Origin of the sequence: Jeotgalibacillus aurantiacus (assembly GCF_020595125.1) — a bacterium.
GTDB lineage: Bacteria > Bacillota > Bacilli > Bacillales > Jeotgalibacillaceae > Jeotgalibacillus > Jeotgalibacillus aurantiacus.
In genome coordinates this window covers 369,412-388,425 of record NZ_JACNMS010000001.1, presented here as the reverse complement: position 1 = coordinate 388,425, position 19,014 = coordinate 369,412, and the positions used below count along the sequence as shown (strand labels likewise).

General features: G+C 45.0%; 22 protein-coding genes. 13 read left to right on the top strand and 9 right to left on the bottom strand.

The features are described from left to right. Positions 1-55: 55 nt before the first annotated feature. Complete coding sequence (pdxK, locus tag H7968_RS01820; RefSeq protein ID WP_227394543.1) at positions 56-889, bottom strand: pyridoxine/pyridoxal/pyridoxamine kinase; 834 nt, start codon at positions 887-889, stop codon at positions 56-58. Positions 890-1,102: 213 nt separating this feature from the next. Between pdxK and H7968_RS01815 the strand changes: the two genes are divergently transcribed. Genes H7968_RS01815 through H7968_RS01795 form a run of 5 tightly spaced genes read left to right on the top strand, consistent with a single transcriptional unit; the run spans position 1,103 to position 3,286 of the window. Further along, positions 1,103-1,732, top strand: a complete 630-nt coding sequence (locus H7968_RS01815) for a DUF4230 domain-containing protein (protein ID WP_227394542.1) — start codon at positions 1,103-1,105, stop codon at positions 1,730-1,732. Between the two features lie 12 nt (positions 1,733-1,744). Beyond that, positions 1,745-2,416, top strand: coding sequence for a uracil-DNA glycosylase (locus H7968_RS01810; protein ID WP_227394541.1), 672 nt, complete (start codon positions 1,745-1,747; stop codon positions 2,414-2,416). A gap of 15 nt (positions 2,417-2,431) precedes the next feature. Next, entirely contained in the window at positions 2,432-2,623 is a 192-nt protein-coding gene (locus H7968_RS01805; RefSeq protein WP_227394540.1) for a uracil-DNA glycosylase, read from the top strand. Between the two features lies 1 nt (position 2,624). Next, positions 2,625-2,894: a YwdI family protein gene (locus H7968_RS01800; RefSeq protein WP_227394539.1), complete on the top strand. Its 270-nt coding sequence runs from the start codon at positions 2,625-2,627 to the stop codon at positions 2,892-2,894. Positions 2,895-2,914: 20 nt separating this feature from the next. Continuing rightward, positions 2,915-3,286, top strand: coding sequence for a DUF423 domain-containing protein (locus H7968_RS01795; RefSeq protein WP_227394538.1), 372 nt, complete (start codon positions 2,915-2,917; stop codon positions 3,284-3,286). 293 nt (positions 3,287-3,579) lie between these two features. On the opposite strand, the gene gerQ is transcribed toward H7968_RS01795, so the two are convergent. Then, positions 3,580-3,933 carry a spore coat protein GerQ gene (gene gerQ / locus H7968_RS01790; protein ID WP_371414492.1) on the bottom strand — a complete coding sequence of 118 codons (354 nt, stop codon included), beginning with the start codon at positions 3,931-3,933 and terminating at the stop codon, positions 3,580-3,582. A 314-nt stretch (positions 3,934-4,247) separates the two neighbouring features. After that, complete coding sequence (hemQ, locus tag H7968_RS01785; protein WP_227394536.1) at positions 4,248-4,997, bottom strand: hydrogen peroxide-dependent heme synthase; 750 nt, start codon at positions 4,995-4,997, stop codon at positions 4,248-4,250. 220 nt (positions 4,998-5,217) lie between these two features. Here hemQ and pta point away from each other — a divergent pair, with 220 nt between their 5' ends. Both pta and H7968_RS01775 read left to right on the top strand, forming a co-directional pair. Further along, positions 5,218-6,189 carry a phosphate acetyltransferase gene (gene pta / locus H7968_RS01780; protein ID WP_227394535.1) on the top strand — a complete coding sequence of 324 codons (972 nt, stop codon included), beginning with the start codon at positions 5,218-5,220 and terminating at the stop codon, positions 6,187-6,189. A 170-nt stretch (positions 6,190-6,359) separates the two neighbouring features. Continuing rightward, positions 6,360-7,205, top strand: coding sequence for a lipoate--protein ligase family protein (locus tag H7968_RS01775; protein WP_227394534.1), 846 nt, complete (start codon positions 6,360-6,362; stop codon positions 7,203-7,205). A 36-nt stretch (positions 7,206-7,241) separates the two neighbouring features. On the opposite strand, the gene H7968_RS01770 is transcribed toward H7968_RS01775, so the two are convergent. After that, the gene (locus H7968_RS01770) at positions 7,242-7,952 is read right to left on the bottom strand and encodes an RsfA family transcriptional regulator (protein ID WP_227394533.1); all 711 of its coding nucleotides are present in this window, start codon (positions 7,950-7,952) and stop codon (positions 7,242-7,244) included. A 205-nt stretch (positions 7,953-8,157) separates the two neighbouring features. Further along, a complete protein-coding gene (locus H7968_RS01765) occupies positions 8,158-8,313 on the bottom strand; it encodes a hypothetical protein (protein WP_227394532.1) in 156 nt (51 codons plus the stop codon). 94 nt (positions 8,314-8,407) lie between these two features. Here H7968_RS01765 and H7968_RS01760 point away from each other — a divergent pair, with 94 nt between their 5' ends. The 3 genes from H7968_RS01760 to H7968_RS01750 all read left to right on the top strand — a co-directional run bounded on the left by H7968_RS01760 (position 8,408) and on the right by H7968_RS01750 (position 10,692). Next, complete coding sequence (locus H7968_RS01760; protein ID WP_227394531.1) at positions 8,408-8,632, top strand: DUF1450 domain-containing protein; 225 nt, start codon at positions 8,408-8,410, stop codon at positions 8,630-8,632. Between the two features lie 231 nt (positions 8,633-8,863). After that, positions 8,864-10,171: an HD domain-containing protein gene (locus H7968_RS01755; RefSeq protein WP_227394530.1), complete on the top strand. Its 1,308-nt coding sequence runs from the start codon at positions 8,864-8,866 to the stop codon at positions 10,169-10,171. 17 nt (positions 10,172-10,188) lie between these two features. Continuing rightward, positions 10,189-10,692: a YwgA family protein gene (locus H7968_RS01750; RefSeq protein ID WP_227394529.1), complete on the top strand. Its 504-nt coding sequence runs from the start codon at positions 10,189-10,191 to the stop codon at positions 10,690-10,692. A 250-nt stretch (positions 10,693-10,942) separates the two neighbouring features. Here H7968_RS01750 and H7968_RS01745 read toward each other — a convergent pair whose 3' ends face one another. The 3 genes from H7968_RS01745 to H7968_RS01735 all read right to left on the bottom strand — a co-directional run bounded on the left by H7968_RS01745 (position 10,943) and on the right by H7968_RS01735 (position 14,661). Further along, entirely contained in the window at positions 10,943-11,659 is a 717-nt protein-coding gene (locus H7968_RS01745; RefSeq protein WP_227394528.1) for an ABC transporter ATP-binding protein, read from the bottom strand. Position 11,660: 1 nt separating this feature from the next. Beyond that, on the bottom strand, positions 11,661-13,247 hold the full coding sequence (locus tag H7968_RS01740) for an ABC transporter permease (RefSeq protein ID WP_227395065.1): 1,587 nt from the start codon (positions 13,245-13,247) through the stop codon (positions 11,661-11,663). A 334-nt stretch (positions 13,248-13,581) separates the two neighbouring features. After that, positions 13,582-14,661 (bottom strand): Fe(3+) ABC transporter substrate-binding protein, encoded by a 1,080-nt coding sequence (locus H7968_RS01735; RefSeq protein ID WP_227394527.1) that lies wholly within the window; start codon positions 14,659-14,661, stop codon positions 13,582-13,584. Positions 14,662-14,907: 246 nt separating this feature from the next. Here H7968_RS01735 and H7968_RS01730 point away from each other — a divergent pair, with 246 nt between their 5' ends. The 3 genes from H7968_RS01730 to H7968_RS01720 are packed head-to-tail and all read left to right on the top strand — an operon-like array spanning position 14,908 to position 18,433. After that, positions 14,908-15,657: a DeoR/GlpR family DNA-binding transcription regulator gene (locus H7968_RS01730; protein ID WP_227394526.1), complete on the top strand. Its 750-nt coding sequence runs from the start codon at positions 14,908-14,910 to the stop codon at positions 15,655-15,657. Beyond that, the gene (gene pfkB / locus H7968_RS01725) at positions 15,654-16,574 is read left to right on the top strand and encodes a 1-phosphofructokinase (protein WP_227394525.1); all 921 of its coding nucleotides are present in this window, start codon (positions 15,654-15,656) and stop codon (positions 16,572-16,574) included. The genes H7968_RS01730 and pfkB overlap by 4 nt, the downstream gene beginning before the upstream one ends. Continuing rightward, positions 16,571-18,433 (top strand): PTS fructose transporter subunit IIABC, encoded by a 1,863-nt coding sequence (locus tag H7968_RS01720; protein WP_227394524.1) that lies wholly within the window; start codon positions 16,571-16,573, stop codon positions 18,431-18,433. Before pfkB ends, H7968_RS01720 begins: the two co-directional genes overlap by 4 nt. A gap of 348 nt (positions 18,434-18,781) precedes the next feature. Here the strand turns inward: H7968_RS01720 and H7968_RS01715 are convergent, their stop codons facing one another. Further along, complete coding sequence (locus H7968_RS01715) at positions 18,782-18,970, bottom strand: 2-hydroxymuconate tautomerase (RefSeq protein WP_134376480.1); 189 nt, start codon at positions 18,968-18,970, stop codon at positions 18,782-18,784. Positions 18,971-19,014 lie beyond the last annotated feature (44 nt).

Genomic DNA, 19,014 nt, shown 5'->3' with positions numbered 1-19,014 from the left:
TTCCTGTATTCCTTAATCTGAGGGGATTAAACGTTTCAGAGCCGCTTCAGTTTGTTCAGAGTGTTTCCGTCTTGACTGCAACTGAATCAAAGCGGCTGTGCGCGCCATGCATAACCGGTCCAACGTATTCGTTCAGTTTCCAGCCGTGGTGGATCGCACTTGTAACAAATTCCTTAGCATTTGAAACGGCTTCTTTCAGCTCAAGTCCATTTGCGAGATTTGCCGTAACAGCTGCGGCAAAGGTACAGCCCGCCCCGTGGTTGTAAGTTGTATCTGCTTTTTCAGCCTCAAGTAAAATAAATTCCTGTCCATCATAAAAAAGGTCGACAGCCTTATCGTGATTCAGTTGCTTTCCACCTTTAATAACAACGGATTTTGCACCAAGCTCCACGATTTTATGGGCAGCTTCTTTCATATCCTCAATAGAGCGAAGAGGACCGTTACCGGCTAATTGGCCTGCTTCAAATAGGTTTGGAGTTACAACCGTAGCACGTGGCAGAAGATGTTCCTGCATTGCCCCAACGGTTTCAGGATGAAGCACTTCATCCTCCCCTTTACATACCATAACCGGGTCAATGACCACGTTAGATGTGCCAGAACGGTCAATGGCAGCCGCTGCTGTTTCAATAATTTCAACCGATCCGAGCATTCCTGTTTTCACAGCATCTACACCAGTAGAAAGGGCTGTGTCGATTTGCGCTTTCAAGGTCTCGATTGGAAGCGGGTGAACGTTGTGGTGCCAGTGATTGGCAGGGTCCATCGTTACGACTGTTGTGAGCGCAGTCATACCGTAAGTGCCGTGTTCCTGGAATGTTTTAAGGTCAGCTTGAATGCCTGCGCCGCCACTTGTATCTGAACCTGCGATTGTTAATGTTTTCTTTAAACTCATTGCTTGTCCCTCCAAAATTGATTTCCCCTATCATATCATGGGAAATGGAAGTTTGAAACAATCGGACATTTCCCGGGAAATATCGTCTTCTTTTGACAGAAATGTGGCAGTCTCTAAATGGTTTTTTGCTGAAAAAGCGGTCTATATTTCAATGGTTCGCGGTTTTCCGTATAATAAAAGAATGGTTTCAAAAAAACGGTAGCAGGTGATGGAATGAGAGGATTTTTATTTGCAGTATGGCGTTTAAGAAATATTTTATTTCTTCTCGCAGTTATCGTCATTGTTTCAGTGGTTTCGATCGCTTCATATATGTGGATTACAGGAGATAACGAAGAGGAGAACTCAGAGGTTTTTGTTGAGCAGGTACGGGATATGAATGCCCTCGCTACTTCTCAGGCTTTTATTAAGGCAGTAGTTGAACAGACAGACAATCAGCTGTTTGGTCAGGATATTAATATTAATTTTCCGGGAACACAGCGCCGTTTGCTTCTTGTTGTGCCGGGTACCGTATTAGCAGGTGTTAATCTGGATCAGGTGACGGAAGACGACCTTGTTGTAAACGAGGAAAACAAAACGGTTGAGCTGACCCTTCCGAAAGCTCAGCTGCTTCAGGAGCCGGCCCTTCAAATGGATAAGGTTGAAGCATTTTCGGTTGAAGGTATTTTCCGCAGTAATGTGAACTGGGAAGAAGGCTTTGAAATTGCTGCAGAGGCACAGGCGATGATGGAAGAGGAAGCGATTGAACAGGGGCTTTTAACGCAGGCTGAAGAAAATGCCGAGCGGGCACTCACGGAGTTTTTCGATTATACAGGGTATGAAGCAACGATTATTTTCGAAGAATAGGAGTTGAGAAGAATGGCGGTTAAGATCAATAATGACTGGCAGGAACTGCTGCAGGACGAATTTGAACAACCGTATTATAAAGAGCTCCGGGCATTTTTGAAAAAAGAATATGGATCGGAAACGATTTTCCCTCCAATGAATCACATATTTGAAGCGTTTCAACGAACGCCTTTTCATAAAGTAAAGGTGGTCATTCTTGGACAGGATCCTTATCATGGACAGGGTCAGGCGCACGGGCTGAGCTTCTCTGTGCAAAAAGGTGTCAGAATTCCGCCGTCACTTCAGAACATTTATAAAGAGCTGGAAGAGGATCTTGGGATTCAACCTCCCCGTCATGGTGATCTCACGAAATGGGCGGAAGAAGGTGTGTTATTATTAAATACGGTTTTAACCGTGCGTGAAGGACAGGCGCATTCTCACCGGAATCAGGGCTGGGAGCGGATAACGGATAAAGCCATTGAATTGCTGGGTGAGAGGGATGAGCCCATGGTGTTTATTTTGTGGGGGAAACCGGCCCAGCAAAAAGAGGGTCTCATTAATGAAATGAAGCATTTTGTCATTAAGGCTCCACATCCAAGTCCACTATCGGCGCATCGCGGATTTTTTGGCAGCAGACCGTTTTCGAAGGCCAATGAATTCCTGAAAGAGAATGATATTGAACCAGTTGACTGGACTTTATCCTAAAGAGGAGGCACCCGCATGGAATCAAAGCGTATTAACTGCAGTGCCTGCAAGTATTACTATGTAACATGGGACCCCCGTTTTCCAAAGGGATGCAAAGCGCATGGCTTTAAAACAAAGCATCTGCCATCGCTTGAAGTGTTCCGGGCATCCGGACAGCCATGTTATGCATTTGAAAAGAAAATTTTAAAAGAAAAAGGGAGAGGATAAGATGTCAATTTCCTATGACCGGCTTCTCCAGAAGATCGAACAGGAAGCAAAAAAGGCAAGAGGGACAAGCGGAGCAAGGCAGCGTGAATATTTGCACTCCATTCGTACGCTCTGTGATTTGGCATTAGAGGAAGGTGTGAATCCTGTCAGTGAGCCTGTTGTTCAGACGGCTTCCTATCAGGCTCCATCAAAACCCGCTCAGCTCAGTCTTCAGGACAAGCCGCTTGAAACAGAAGACGGCTCAAACGGTGATTCACTTTTCGATTTTTAACAGAAGGGACGTAACTTGAAATGAAATTATTTATTATAATCGGAGCCATTAATGCTTTCTTATCAGTCGCACTAGGCGCATTCGGGGCACACGCACTTGAAGGCAGAGTAGAGCCGAAATATCTCGACACATGGAATACAGCCGTACAATATCAGATGTTTCATGCAACAGGTATTCTAATCATCGGTATTCTTGCAGGCAACCTGCAGGCATCCGGCCTGTTAAATGCAGCAGGATGGCTGTTCCTCGTGGGCATTATTTTCTTCTCAGGCAGCCTGTATATTTTAAGTCTGACAGGTATCAGCGTGCTTGGCGCCATCACACCAATCGGCGGCGTAGCATTCCTCGCAGGCTGGGTATGCCTGGTCATTGCAGCAGTAAAACTCATGTAAAAAAGATGTCCGCTGTGGCGGGCATCTTTTTTGCGTTTATTCAAGGTGGAAAACCGTGATTTTTTCTATGAGTTGTTTAATAACGGTAAAGAGTGGTCAAATAACGGAAAAAAGTGGTCTAATCAAGCAAAAGAGTGGTCAAATAACCTGAAAGAGTAGTTAAATAACCCGAAAAAGTGGTCGAATCAATGCTGATTGAATGCCCACTTCCGTATTTATATGACTGCAAAAGATGAGTCTTGCCCGATTTCAAACCACAAATATTGATTTATTTATTACATCAGAAAACCAACTTACCGGTTCGTCACACCGTTATAAGGATAAGCATAGTTTATCTCCCCATCAAACGTTGCGTAATCCATATACAGAAGCGGCAATAAATAACGCTGATTTGTTTTTGGGTCACTCAAAATGAGATGATCACGTCCTGCAGCTTCAATCACACCTTTAAAAATCTTTGCATTCCACTCACGGTTATTTTCAAATGTCATATAAACTGTCGTCATTTTCCCGCGATTTAGCCTGAAAATATTCTCGATGTATGATTCTTCTCTTGGAAAGACAGCTGGCATCTGCTGCTGTTGCTGCTGAGGATACGTCTGCTGATAGTAAGGATAATACGTAGGGGGAGGCGTCTGCCCCTGCATACTTGATGGATTCAATAAAATTCCTCCCTGAACCATTTTGTCATTTAATCATATGAGCAGGGAGCATTCTTAGAACCAATTAAATTTCCCTGAGACGTCCGATGAGCTCCGCGCCAGGCGGACGCTTTCCGCGGCCGGGCGGTGAACCTCTTTGCCGCTCCGCGCCAGCAGAGTTTCACCTGCCCTTCTCTGCCGCAGGAGTCGCCGCCTTCTGCTCCGCTCATCTCTGTAAATATAAAAGCAATAAACATTTTCACATGAGTGCTCTTTAAAAAGAAAAGGACAACCGGTTAAAGTTGTCCTTGATACATTCGTCATACATGCAAAAACTTCGGTAAATCTTCGTCTTCGAGGAGGTTTCCTACATAGAAGGCACCAAACTCACCGTAGCGCGCGCTTGTTTCGTCAAAGCGCATTTCGTAAACGATTTTTTTGAACTGCAGTACGTCATCTGCGTATAGTGTTACGCCCCACTCCCAGTCATCAAAGCCGACAGAGCCTGAGATGATCTGCTTGATTTTACCGGCGTACTGACGGCCAATCATGCCGTGATCGTACATCAGCTTTTTGCGCTGTTCCATAGAAAGCATGTACCAGTTGTCGTCACCTTCACGCTTTTTATCCATTGGATAGAAGCAGATGTGCTTAGATTTAGGAAGCTTAGGATAAAGACGTGAACGCACATATGGGTTTTGATACGGGTCTTCGTCCGATTCCTTTGAGCCGTAGCTTCCAAGCTCTACTACAGACACATAAGAATACGTTGGAATGGTATAATCAGCGATTGTCAGCTTGTTAAATTCATTTTCAAGCTCGTTCAGCTCTTCCATTGTTGGACGCAGAATAAACAGAACGAAATCAGCCTTCTGGCCAACAATTGTATAAAAAGAATGGCTTCCCTGATCCTCATCCTGAACCTCATGCAGCTTCTTTAAAAACTGCTGGAATTCATGGATCGCAGCAGTGCGTTCCTCACTTGAAAGACGCTTCCAGGACGTCCAGTCGATTCTACGGAAATCATGAAGGCCATACCAGCCGTCAAGGGTTGTTGCAGCTTCACTCATGCTATGTCACTCCCAGTAAATTGTACTTTTTCAACACTTCTTTTATCTTATCATAAATAGAGCGTCTTCATCTAATCGGGCGTGTTTACAGAGAAAATGCATCAAGAATTGTTTGAAAAGAAAAACTTTTTATGTGTAACCGCTCCCATAAAGGGTATCGGTTGAATTCCCGTATAGATGGGGTATGCTTACGGTAAAGACGTTTTTAGGAGGCCGAATCATGAGTGATTTATTTACTGGTTTAACGGAAAAAGTCAAAGGGCAGAATCGTCGTATTGTATTCCCGGAAGGCACGGATGAGCGCATTCTTCGTGCAGCAAGCCGTCTGGCAGCAGAAGGCATCATGACACCAATTTTAGTAGGCTCAACATCAGCTGTTGAAGAAAAAGCTCAGGAGATGAATGTTGTACTGGAGGGCTGCGAGATCCTGGACCCTTCAGATTACAGTGAATTCGAAGAGCTTGTTGCTTCATTCGTTGAGCGCCGCAAAGGCAAGGCCACTGAAGAGGATGCCCGCAAGATTCTTCAGGACGAAAACTATTTCGGCACGATGCTTGTGTACACAAACCGTGCTGATGGGCTCGTAAGTGGTGCGGCTCACTCAACAGCAGATACGGTTCGCCCGGCACTTCAGATCATTAAAACGAAGGAAGGCATCAAGAAGACTTCCGGCGTGTTTATCATGGTACGCGGTGACGAAAAGTATGTATTTGCAGACTGTGCGATCAACATTTCACCTGACAGCAGCGACCTTGCAGAGATTGCAGTAGAAAGCGCGAAAACAGCTGGAATGTTTGATATTGATCCACGCGTGGCCATGCTGAGCTTCTCAACAAAAGGCTCTGCAAAATCACCGGAGACTGAAAAGGTGGCAGAAGCGGTTAAGCTGGCAAAAGAAGCGGCTCCAAACCTGACTTTAGACGGCGAATTCCAGTTTGATGCAGCATTCGTTCCTTCTGTAGCGAAAAGCAAAGCACCTGACTCAGAGATCCAGGGTGATGCAAACGTATTTGTATTCCCAAGCCTTGAAGCCGGAAACATCGGCTACAAAATTGCTCAGAGACTCGGAAACTTTGAAGCAGTTGGCCCGATCCTTCAGGGATTAAATGCACCTGTAAATGACCTTTCCCGTGGATGTAACGAGGAAGATGTTTATAAGCTCGCGTTAATTACAGCAGGTCAATCACTATAATGAACAGATGCAGTCCTTGCGGGGGCTGCATTTTTATGTGATGTGGGGAGGATTTGGTTAATCTCGAGAACCGTTTGGACACTTCCTTGACAGCCTCACGACAGTGTAAGCACCTGAATCGCTCAAATATGCTATAATCTCTACAGTTTATTAAAGGAGAATGAAGAATCATGAATGAGGATAAAGGATGGGCGCTCCTTCAGCAGCCGGTTTGGCGGATCATTGACCAGTCCAGCCTTGGGCCAATGTTTGAAGCACTCCAATCGTTTGCGATGGATGATACACTCTGTACGTCAGTGGGCAGTGGTGAAGCCCCTGCGACAGCCCGCTCCTGGGTTCATCACGATACGATTGTGCTCGGCACCCAGGATTCAAGAACCCCCTTTTTAAATGAAGGGCTGAAGGTGCTCGAGCAAGCAGGCTACCGCTATATTGTCCGCAATTCAGGCGGACTTGCTGTTGTACTGGATGAGGGTGTGCTAAACATCTCACTCATCTTTTCAGAAAGCGAAAAGGGTATTGATATAAACCGTGGTTACGATGCGATGGTGGCACTCGTAAAAGAAATGTTCAGCGATTTTGACAAGAAGATTGAAGCGTATGAAATCGTGAATTCCTACTGCCCGGGAAGCTATGATCTCAGCATAGATGGAAAGAAATTCGCAGGTATTTCTCAGCGTAGGATAAGAGGCGGCATTGCGGTGCAGATTTATCTCTGTATGAACGGAAGCGGAGCCGAACGTGCAGAACTGATCCGCCGTTTTTACGAAAAGGCGATTCAGGGTGAGGAAACAAAGTTCTCCTACCCGCAGATTAAGCCTGATGTCATGGCCTCCTTATCAGAACTTTATGGCGTTGAATTGACGGTGCAGGATGGGATGCTGCGTTTCTTAACTGCGCTAAAGAAGATCAGCGGAACGATTCAGTCCGGGGAGTTAAACGGATATGAACGATCGCTTTATGACGGCTATTATGATCGTGTTGTGAAGCGGAATGAGAGTGTGTTGACGAAGTAAAAGAAGCACCGGATCAACTTCATCCGGTGCTTCTTTTTAATGCTCTGCGACTTTTTCGAGATTACCGTTGCGGTCCATTTTAAATGTATTAGAGGATTCCTGATCACTGAATGCAACCAGCTTTCTTGCGCGGTTCATAATCTGCATCAGCGTTTCATAATCCTCCTTCATGGTGGATTCGTTAGCTTCAAGCTGACGGACTTTCTGCTCGAGCTCGCGGCATTTATCCTGCCACACTTTCAGTTCCTTTGACAATCTTTCGGACTGCCATTTCCCGATGGACGACGCTGTGTTGGAGCGGGCAAGCTGCTGCAGATATGCAATGACCGTTTCAAGGGACAGGGAAGAAACAGGTTTATCTTCGGCTATGAACATTTCAGCAGCAGTTTCCATCTCATGTGTCTCTTCCGGTTTTTCAAATATAGACTCATCTGTAAATGGAAGTGCTGGCGTTTCTGAGATTTCAACCTGTGGCTGATAAAGGATTTTCTTTTTTCCTGAATGATCCTGTCCAAGAAGACGGCTGCGCTGCTTGCGCTGACGCTTAGCAAGGCTTAATGCCTGCTCATACTGCTGCCTGACCACTGCATTCCACCTGAATCCACAGGCTGCAGAGGTGCGATCAAGCTTATCTCCAACCTCCTCGAACGCATTCAGCTGCGTACTGCCTTCTCTTACGTGACGTAAAACTGTGTCCGCCAATAACAGATCATCCTCTTCCATCCACGCATCCTGACGATTTTTCATCCTCAACACTCCAATCTTTTAATCTTTCTATGAGTCATTCTTTCCGGCATTCTCCTTTTTTATACATCGGGTGGGGGAATGTGAGGTTGAGCGGGAAATTTGTGAGGTCAGGGATGAAGTTCGTGAGGTTAGCCTAAGAGTTCGTGAGTTCCGTCAGCGGATTTGTGAGCTTAGAAAAAAGTTCGTGAGTTCAGTGATAAATGGACTACGCCGCCACTGCACATCTCAGGCTGTTTTCCAGATAGAGCGCATCACGATAAGAGAATATCCTCTGCATGCGCGGACATAGCCGGATTACAACCCAGATAAATCTTCGCGTAAGGAGTGCATTCGGATCATCAGCGTTTCCATGAACAATCACCGAACTCCTCCTCACTTATCTTGAAATCAGCCCTCTGAATCGGTACAATGACAGGTAGTGAAAAAAAGTTTCAACAGGAAAGGGTTGTCGGCAAATGGCAAACGAATTTCGGGTTTGCGATGATTGTCAAGCCGTTGATGTAAAAACATTGATTCCGAAGCTGAAAGAGTTGGATCCCGATGCTTCCTTTGATATAGGGTGCCAGTCATACTGCGGTCCAGGCCGTAAAAAGACCTTTGCCTTTGTCAATAATCGCCCAGTCGCGGCATTGACTGAAGATGAACTGATGGACAAGGTTCAAGCAAAATTGAAGAAATAATCACATCCCGGCCGCTGCGTCACTGTCAATCAACTGACTTTTGAGGCAGACGGCTGTTTTCTTTTTAAACTAAAGTGATGTTTGAAGAAAACTTACTTTATAAGTGAAAAATTTATTTTCTGTCTCAAAAATTGAGACGCCGGCGTTCGAAAGACGTCTGAATTTGTCAAGACGTGAAGAGAAAAAATTACCCGATATAATAAAAAGAAGATAGAGAGAAGAGGGACAGCGATGACGTATGCGATGCAAAAGCTTGCGGAAGAGAAAGTGTTTAAGGATCCGGTTCACCGCTATATTCACGTGCGCGATCAAGTTGTATGGGACTTAATTGGGACACGTGAGTTCCAGCGTCTCAGAAGAATCCGTCAGCTTGGCACGACCTATCTGACGTTTCATGGTGCAGAACACAGCCGGTTTAACCATTCTCTTGGTGTGTATGAAATTATTCGCCGTATCGTGGATGATGTCTTTGCACCGCGTCCGGAATGGGATAACAGCGAGCGGTTATTATGCCTTTGTGCTGCGCTTTTACATGACCTGGGCCACGGTCCATTCTCACATTCTTTTGAAAAAGTGTTTGAATTAGATCATGAGGCGTTCACTCAGGCCATTATTTTAGGGGATACAGAAGTAAATGCTGTGTTAAAAAGAGTATCGTCAGCGTTCCCGCAGCATGTCGCAGATGTCATTGCGAAAACCTACGATAATAAGCGTGTGATCAGCCTGATTTCCAGTCAGATTGATGCGGACCGGATGGATTATCTGCAGCGTGACGCTTATTTTACAGGGGTCAGCTACGGTCATTTTGATATGGAGCGGATTTTGCGCGTGCTTCGTCCAAAAGAGGATCAGGTTGTCATCAAATCAAGCGGGATGCATGCCGTTGAAGATTACATTATGAGCCGATATCAGATGTACTGGCAGGTTTATTTTCACCCTGTAACGAGAAGCTCTGAGGTGATTTTGACCAAGATTCTTCACCGGGCAAAAGAGCTGAGCGAGAAGGGTTATGAGTTTGCCTATGAACCGAGACACTTTATGTCCATGTTCTCAGGGAACGTGACGTTAAAAGATTATCTGAATCTCGATGAATCCATTGTCATGTACTATTTTCAAATGTGGGAAGAGGAGAAGGATCCGATTTTAAGTGACCTCTGTCACCGTTTTATGCAGCGGCGCCTGTTTAAATATGTTGAATTTGATCCATCGAAGGAATACAAAAAGCTGAATAAACTTGAGCAGCTTTTCAGGGAAGCGGACCTTGATCCGGACTACTATCTCGTTGTGGATTCTTCGTCTGATCTGCCGTACGATTTTTACCGTCCCGGCGAAGAAGAGGAGCGGGTGCCGATTCACCTGCTGATGCCAAATGGAGAGCTTCGCGAATTATCCCGCCAATCTGAGATTGTAGACGCAATTTCAGGGAAAAGAAGAACAGACCATAAACTTTATTATCCAAAGGATTACCTGATGGATGATTCCAGTCATAAAGAAACGAAGGAAAAAATCCGGGCCATTTTAGGGGTTAGTGAGCATTAAAAAGGAGAGAGCCAGCCATGATGAAGGATCACGCCAGACTGATGCAGGCGTTTTCTGCCCTAGGGGAGATTGTCGGCAGAAAAAAGCTGCAGAAGATCATCTTTATTGCTAAAAAGCATAATTATGCTTTTCATGAAAAATATCAGTTTCATTTTTTCGGACCGTATTCAGAGGAGCTTACACTGCGCGTGGAGGAGCTCTGCAATATGGGGTTCATTAAAGAATTTAATGAGAAGAAAAGCGGCTATTATCAGTACCGTTATGAAGTGACAGAAGAAGGACAGGCGTTTTTAGAGGCGCAGAATGAACTGGCCGCTGAGAATCTTACACCGTTCCTGAAAAACCTGAACGAACAGTCGTCCCGTTTCCTGGAGCTTGTCTCTACGCTGCTTTATTTCGATACGCTTGAGATAGATCAGCGTATTGAAAAGGTGCAGAAGGTAAAAGCAAAGCAGAATTATACGGATGAAGAAATAGCAGAAGCTTTGGCGTACATAGAGCAGTTGAATCAGCTTGTTTGATGCATGACCAAGTAAAAAGACATGGCAGAGGCGCCATGTCTTTTTACTATGGTTGATTATCAAAATACCGGTGCGAGGGGCATCCTCCGCTTTCCGTGGCCGGGCGGTGAACCCCTTGTGCTTCGCACAATGGTTTCACCTGTCCCTTTCCGCCACAGGAGTCTGCGGATGCCCCTCGCACCTTTTGGTTTTGATTCTATCAGAACAACTCTTATATTCAGGAAAGATCAAATCATCCTTAAAAAATCTTCTATTTAGATTCAACCAGGTGAAGTTCCGGCTTTTCTTTTCTTGTTGTCGTGCAGATGGATTCCCAGTTGTGGGCTGCTCCATCGCGCATGGTGACGATCCGGTCGGCGATGGCTTTGGAATCCTCCAGGTCGTGGGACACGAAAATGGAAGTAATGCCTGTTTTTTTGATGATTTCTCTAAGCTCACTGCGGATTTTGATTTGCAACCCGGCATCCAGGTTACTGAATGGCTCGTCCAGCAGTAAGAGCGAAGGCTTTGGAGCAAGTGCGCGTGCAAGGGCAATACGCTGCTGCTGTCCGCCGCTGAGTTCATGTGGATAGCGTTTTGCAAAGGACGTCATGTTCACAAGTTCGAGTACTTCCTCGGCACGCTGTTTTTTCGCTTTACGGCTGTATTTTTTCAGGCCGAATTGAATGTTTTCAAGCACTGTCATGTGAGGAAACAGTGCGTAATCCTGGAATACCATGCCGATTCCGCGCTTTTCCGGTAATACGAAGCGGCGGTCGTCTGTCATCACTTCTCCATCAATCGTAATCATACCTTTAGAAGGGACCTCAAGTCCGCAAAGAAGCCGAAGAACTGTACTTTTACCACTTCCGCTGTCTCCCTGTATTGAAATAATCTCACCTTGCTGAATTTCGAGGTGAAACTGATTAATTGTGTTTTGTTTTGTGTTTCCGTAACAGAAGCATAAGTCTTTGATTTGTACGAACATATTATTTCGGCTCCTTTTCTAAAACTTGATGAAATACATAGATCGCAATGGCGCTGATGACAACGATGATGATCGAAGCTAATGAAGCTTCCTGTATTTGTTCATCATTTGCATACTGATATGCTTTTGTGGCTAAGGTGTCAAAGTTAAATGGTCGTAAAATCAAGGTGAGCGGCAGTTCTTTTAAAATATCTATAAATGCGAGAATAAACCCGCTGATAATCGGTACTTTAATCATTTTCAGATCGACTCTAAAAAAAGTCTTTGTTAAGTTCATCCCAAGCATTCTCGAAGCTTCCGTATATTTGTTCCCGATTTTATCAAATCCGGCCTCAACAGAGTTGTAGCCGATCGCGAGGAATCGGATAATATAGGCGGAAATTAAGATAAACAGGCTTGTACTTAGGAATAGGGAAGCTTCCATCCCCATCGATTCATAAAAGTTAAACAGGAAGTTATCGATATCGATAAACACTGTACTGATTCCTACAGCAATGACGGCTCCGGGAATCGAATAACCGAGAATCGTCACACGGGCTGCTGATTTTGAAAATACGCTCTGGTGCATCCGCGAGAAGTTCGCGATAATAACCGCAAACACCATCACGAGTGCAGCTCCAACAAAAGAGACCAGCAGTGAGTTCATCATCAGCTGTGTAAATACAGGAGATGCGATTTTTTCAAACGTCAGAATCGTCCAATCAATCATCTGGATAAACGGGATTAAAAATCCGAGCATAAAAATGAACAAACAATAGCCGAATGCTGTCCAGGCTTTTGCACCCTGAAGCTTAATCGGTGTGAGAGGCCGGACTTTCGCTGTTGTCGTACTGTACTTTTTACGACCGCGCAGTACTTTTTCCAAAATTAAAATGGCAAAAACGATAAACATTAATGTTGCAGAAAGCTTAATAGCGGAATTCAGGTCATTCATACCAAACCAAGTCTGGAAAATCGCTGTGGTGAAGGTTGGGACCCCAAAATATGAAACGAGTCCATAATCATTTAACACCTCAAGCAGTACGAGACTGACACCGCCAACAATGGCTCCGCGGGAAATCGGAAGCACGACGCGGAAATAAATCTCCCATGCATTTCGTCCAAGCAGCCTTGCATTTTCAACGAGTGCAGCGGACTGATGGGATAAAAATGCCCGTGTAATCGTGTATACATAAGGAAATAAAAACAATGTGAAAATAAAAATCGCACCCGGCATATTCAGGATATTGAAGTAAGACTGATTCACGGTAATATCCCAGTTGTTTCGCAAGGTGGTCTGGATCACACCGGTATAGTCCAGGATTCCGTTATACGTGTAACCTGCAATATAGGGCGGTATCGCAAGTGGCAGAATTAATGCCCATTTGAAAAAACGCTTCATCGGAAAATCATACGCTGACACAAGCCAGGCAAGACTTGTACCGATGATAATGGCAAATAATCCAGTGAATATCATGATTAAACTAGTATTTTTAAGCAGATCTGGCAGGATAAATTCCTGGATGTGCTCCCAGTTTTCTGCTCGCTCCGTAAAGAAATTAACGAGAATCGTCAAGTTCGGAAGCAGAATCAGGATCACAATGATCATACTGAGAACGGTCCAGATATTTAAATAGCCAGGCAATTTACGAAACAGCTTCAAAAGGGACACGTCCTTAAAACAATTCAAATCTCCGGTTTAACACATAAACCGTCCCTGATAATGATAACAGTTCTCATTTGTTTTGTATAGATGAAAAGGCTTTAATCATGGTGGTTTACGAGGTGGAATATGTAAAATTGGGCAGGTTTTTAGCCGAATTAGGAGTTTATTTGAACATCATGTGACAAAAAGGGACGTGAGGAAGATTCCTTCGCTTTAACGAATACATAAGAAAAAGGTACTTGCGCCGTTAAGAGTGCAAGTACCTTTTGGGGAAATATTACTTCCAGCCAACTTCGTTCATGATCTGGATGGCACGGTTGTTGTTTTCGCCAAGTTCAGTCAGGTTCAGGTCCTGCTCTTTGAACTCGCCCCAGCTTTGAAGAAGCTCAGATGCTTCTACGTTAGGGTTTGCTGGGTATTCGTAGTTTGTTTCTGCAAATTGCTCCTGTGCAGATTCAGATGAAAGGAACTCAATGAATTTCTGAGCATTTTCAACGTTTTTGCTGCTTGCTGTAATGCCGGCACCACTAATGTTAATGTGTGTACCTGTTGTGTCCTGGTTAGGGAACATGACTTCAAGGTTTTCCGCTACCTTCACTTCTTCTTCATCTTCTGAGTTTAGCATTTGACCAAGGTAGTATGTGTTCATAACAGCTACATCACCTTCACCTGAAGCAATGCCTTTTGCCTGGTCGCGGTCTCCACCTTCAGGATCGCGGGCCATATTGTTGACAATTCCCTGAGCCCATTCTTTAGCTGCTTCTTCACCTTCAAGAGCAATCATAGACGCAACAAGTGACTGGTTATAAATGTTATCTGAAGAGCGGATTAATACGCGCCCTTCCATATTTTCACTTGCAAGGTCAGAGTAGTTCTGGATTTCTTCAGGATTTACACGCTCCGGATCATAAGCGATGACGCGTGCGCGTTTTGTAAGACCAAACCACTTATTGTCCGTATCACGAAGTTTCTCAGGGATATTTTCATTTAAAACATCACTCTCAACAGATTGAAGTAACTCAAGCTCTTTTGCGCGGTGCAGGCGTCCTGCATCTGCTGTCATAAATACATCAGCTTCAGAAGCTTGACCTTCTCTTTCAAGACGGGCGATCAGCTCATCATCTTTCCCTTGAATAACGTTTACTTTAATGCCAGTTTCTTCTGTAAATTGATCATATAGCGCCTGATCAGTATCATAATGACGACCAGTGTAAAGATTTACTTCGCCAGCTGATTCTTCAGATTCGTTTGAAGAACCGCTTTCATTTGAAGTCGATTCTTCTTCACCTGAATTGCCACATGCAGTCAGGATCGCAAGGATCAACGTTAAACCGAATAAGTAAAAAACTTTTTTCATGTTGTGCACTCCTTATGTCGAAATTTAATTGAAAATAATTATCAGCACTATTCAAATTATAATGATAATCATTCTCAGGTCAATAGGTAATTGCATATTTCTTTTTTGAAAATTTACATAGGGCAATTTTTTTAAAGAGAAAATAATAGTTTGACCGTTTTTGGATGTTTTTGATTATTTTTGATTGATTTTTGTAAGCGTTCTCTTTATAATGAATTCAAAGATAACAGGAAAAGGAGGATGGATATGCTGACTGAAGAACGGTATTCCATCATTTTAGATAAAGTGAAGTCACGGGAAACGGTAAAGATCCAGGATCTGATCGAGGCGACTGGAGCCTCTGAATCAACGATCAGGCGTGATCTGACAGAGCTCGAGAAAAAGAAGTTTATTAAGCGGATCCACGGTGGTGCAAGGCTGATGGAACGTATGACGGACGAACCGAGCATGGATGAAAAATCAGCCAAAAACCTTCATCAGAAAAAAGAAATTGCGCGTTTAGCGGCATCTTTTATTGAAAAAGGTGACTGTATTTTTCTTGACGCAGGAACAACGACAAGGCAGCTGGTTGAGTTTTTACCTGAAGACGATCTCATTGTTGTGACAAATGGGCTGATGCATGTTGAAGCGCTCATGCAAAAAGGGATTCGAACTTATTTGACGGGTGGTGTGATTAAACCGAAAACGAACGCGCTGATCGGAAGAGGAGCGATTGATTCGTTAAGAGCTTACCGGTTCGACAAAGCATTTATGGGGACGAACGGTGTTCATTATGAGTCAGGCTATACGACACCGGATCCGGAAGAAGCGCAGGTGAAAGCAGAAGCAATGAGCCTTTCAAGGGAAGTGTACGTGCTGGCCGATGCTGAAAAAATCGGAGAGATTGCTTTTGCCAGATTCGGAGAGCTGCAGGATTCGACACTGATCACAGAAGAGATTGAGGAAAATGCCTCGCTGTACCATAAGCAAACGACTGTAAAAGAGGTGAGATCATGATTTTAACCGTCACATTAAATCCTTCAGTAGATTACGTCGTGAGGTTGGACAGCCTTCGCCAGGGGGGATTAAACCGAACGGAAGATACTGCTTTTTTTGCAGGGGGAAAAGGCATTAACGTATCCCAGGTATTGAAGGAGCTCGGGGTGCACAGTACAGCAACCGGATTCACTGGCGGTTTCAGCGGACAATTTATTGAGCAGTCGCTTAGTGAAAAAAAGATTACGGCGGACTTTATTCAGGTAGAAGAGCCTTCCCGCATCAACATTAAGCTGAAAACAGATGAGGAAACGGAAATTAATGCTTCAGGTCCGGCCATTAGCGAAAGCAATATTGAGGCTCTATTTGAACTCATTGGCCGCTACGGAGAAGGAGATATTCTCGTGCTCGCCGGCAGCATTCCGGGAAGTGTCCCGAAAAATCTTTACGGTCTGCTTGCCGAAAAGGCACACGGTCTTGGGATGAAGGTTGTCATTGATGCGGAGAAAGCTCTGCTGGAGCCAGCGCTTAAGACATCGCTGCATTTCATCAAACCCAACCATAAGGAACTCTCCGGCTACGTTGGTGAGGATATCAATACCATTGAGGAAGCAGTCGAGCACGGCCGTCAATTTTACAGCCATCATGATATTGAGTATTTGATGATTTCGATGGCTGAAAAAGGGGCCGTATTGATTCATAAAGATGATGTTTATTTAGCTGAACCGCCTGCCGGCAAACTCGTAAACAGTGTCGGAGCAGGTGACTCATCCGTCGCAGGGTTTTTAGCCGGTTTGAAAAGAGGGTTAACCATCAAAGAAGCATTCGCACTCAGCATGGCGTGCGGAGCGGCTACTGCATTTTCAGAAGGACTTGCCACAATAAATGATATCGAACACTATCAGCCACTGGTAAACATAAGGGGGTCAGAATCATGAAAATAACCGATCTATTAACGAAACAAACGATTCAGCTGTCACTCGCGTCAACTGAGAAGCAGGGAACCATCGATGAAATGGTCAGTCTGCTAGACCGCGCTGGAAAACTGAATGATGCGAAGGCTTATCGTGAAGCGATTCAGGCGAGGGAGGATCAGACAACAACCGGTATTGGTGAAGGAGTAGCGATTCCTCACGCGAAAACAAAAGCAGTAAAGGAGCCGGCGATTGCCTTTGGCCGCTCAGTGTCAGGGCTTGATTATGAATCACTTGACGGACAGCCTGCACACCTCGTCTTCATGATTGCAGCTACAGAAGGGGCTAACGACACTCATCTTCAGGCGCTCAGCCGCTTGTCGGTTCTGCTTTTAAAAGAAGAAGTGAAGCAGGGGCTGTTAGATGCTAAAACACCAGATGACGTGATCAGTTTAATTTCACGCTTTGAAGAGGAAGAGGCTGAAGAGGAGCAGGTGTCTTCTCCATCGCAGGGTCAAATCCTTGCTGTAACAGGATGTCCTACGGGGATCGCCCATACGTATATGGCAGCAGATGCCCTGAAAAATAAAGCCAAAGAGATGAATGTTTCTATTAAAGTCGAAACAAACGGCTCTGACGGTGCGAAAAATGTGCTGACGGCAGAAGAAATTGAAAACGCTGTCGCGATCATTGTAGCAGCTGATACAAAGGTTGAAATGGAGCGATTTAAAGGGAAGCGCGTTATTGAAGTACCGGTCACAGACGGAATCCGCAAAACAGAGCAGCTGATCACGCGCGCTGTCAATCAGGATGCACCTGTTTATCAGGGAAGCGGCAGTACGGAAAAGAAAGAAGAGGGCCAGGCAAAGGGCCGGACAGGTGTTTACAAGCACCTGATGAACGGGGTTTCCAACATGCTTCCGTTTATCGTAGGTGGAGGAATTTTAATCGCGCTGTCCTTCCTGTTTGAAGATCAGATCACGGGTGAGCGTTCGGCGATTGGAGATATTTTAAACTTTATCGGTGGTGGTAATGCCTTTGCGCTCATTATTCCAGTCCTTGCAGGATTTATCGCCATGAGTATTGCAGATCGCCCAGGTTTTGCGCCGGGAATGGTCGGGGGATTGATGGCTTCTACAAGTGAAGCGGGTTTTCTTGGTGGAATCATTGCCGGATTCCTGGCTGGATATCTTGTAGTTGGGCTGAAAAAGGTCTTTGCAGGTTTGCCACAAGTCTTTAATGGTTTGAAACCTGTGTTAATTTATCCGTTTTTCGGTATTTTGATAACGGGCCTGATCATGTATTGGGCGGTACAGCCTTTAAGCGGGATCAATCAGGGAGTAATGAACTGGCTTGGTGGTCTTGGAACCGGAAACCTTGCTCTTTTAGGGCTGTTGTTAGGCGGTATGATGGCAGTTGATATGGGTGGTCCGATTAATAAAGCAGCGTATGCCTTTGCACTTGCTGTAGCGGCGGACAGCCAATTTGGACCGCAGGCGGCGGTTATGGCCGGAGGGATGGTGCCTCCACTCGGCATGGCGCTGGCGACAACGCTATTCCGTAAAAAGTTTAATGAGCAGGAGAGAAAAACAGGCGTCTCAGCCTATTTCCTTGGTGCTTTCTTTATCACAGAAGGTGCATTACCGTTCGCGGCATCAGATCCGCTTCGTGTCATTCCATCAGCCGTCCTTGGCTCTGCAGTAGCAGGCGGATTGACACTGTGGTTCGATTTAGCACTGCGCGCACCACACGGCGGAATTTTTGTCTTTGGAACTCTCGAGGGTGCCTTCACAAACATTGGTCTGTATGCACTGGCAATCCTGATCGGAACAGTCGTAACAGCTGTCACCGTTGGATTGTTGAAAAAGCCGGTTCAGGCTTGATGGTGAGCTCCTGGACGGAATGATGGTAGTGATCAACAGAAAGTTCGCCGCGATCAACAGAAAGCGAGCTGCTATCGACGTATTTTCGATGCCCATTAACAGAATTTCGTCGGCTAACAACAAAACGAATGTTATTCAGTTGTTTAACGACATGAATGATCTCTCTATCAACAGAAAAGATGGAGGTGTCGACACAAAGTACCTTGCTATCGGCAAATTCACATTTCATTAGCCCGAATCATTCTGACGACTCCGGCCGCGGAAAGCGTCCGCCTGGCGCGATTTAGAAATCCATTAACCTGAAAAAAGCCTTTATGCTTTCACCGCATAAAGGCTTTTTCCATCCAATTATTCGCTGTCACTCAAACGTTTACCCGCAACACCATAATGATTTTTGCTCATCTCTTCAATAAACACAACAACCTTATCCTTCGACGCGCCGGTTGTTTCAACCACAGCGTCAGTGACTTTTTCCACAAGCGCTTTTTTCTGCTCTTCGTTACGGCCTTCAAGCATTTTAACAGTTACATACGGCATATATTGGTCATCTCCTTTAAAAGTGTCAGCATCGTATCGGCATT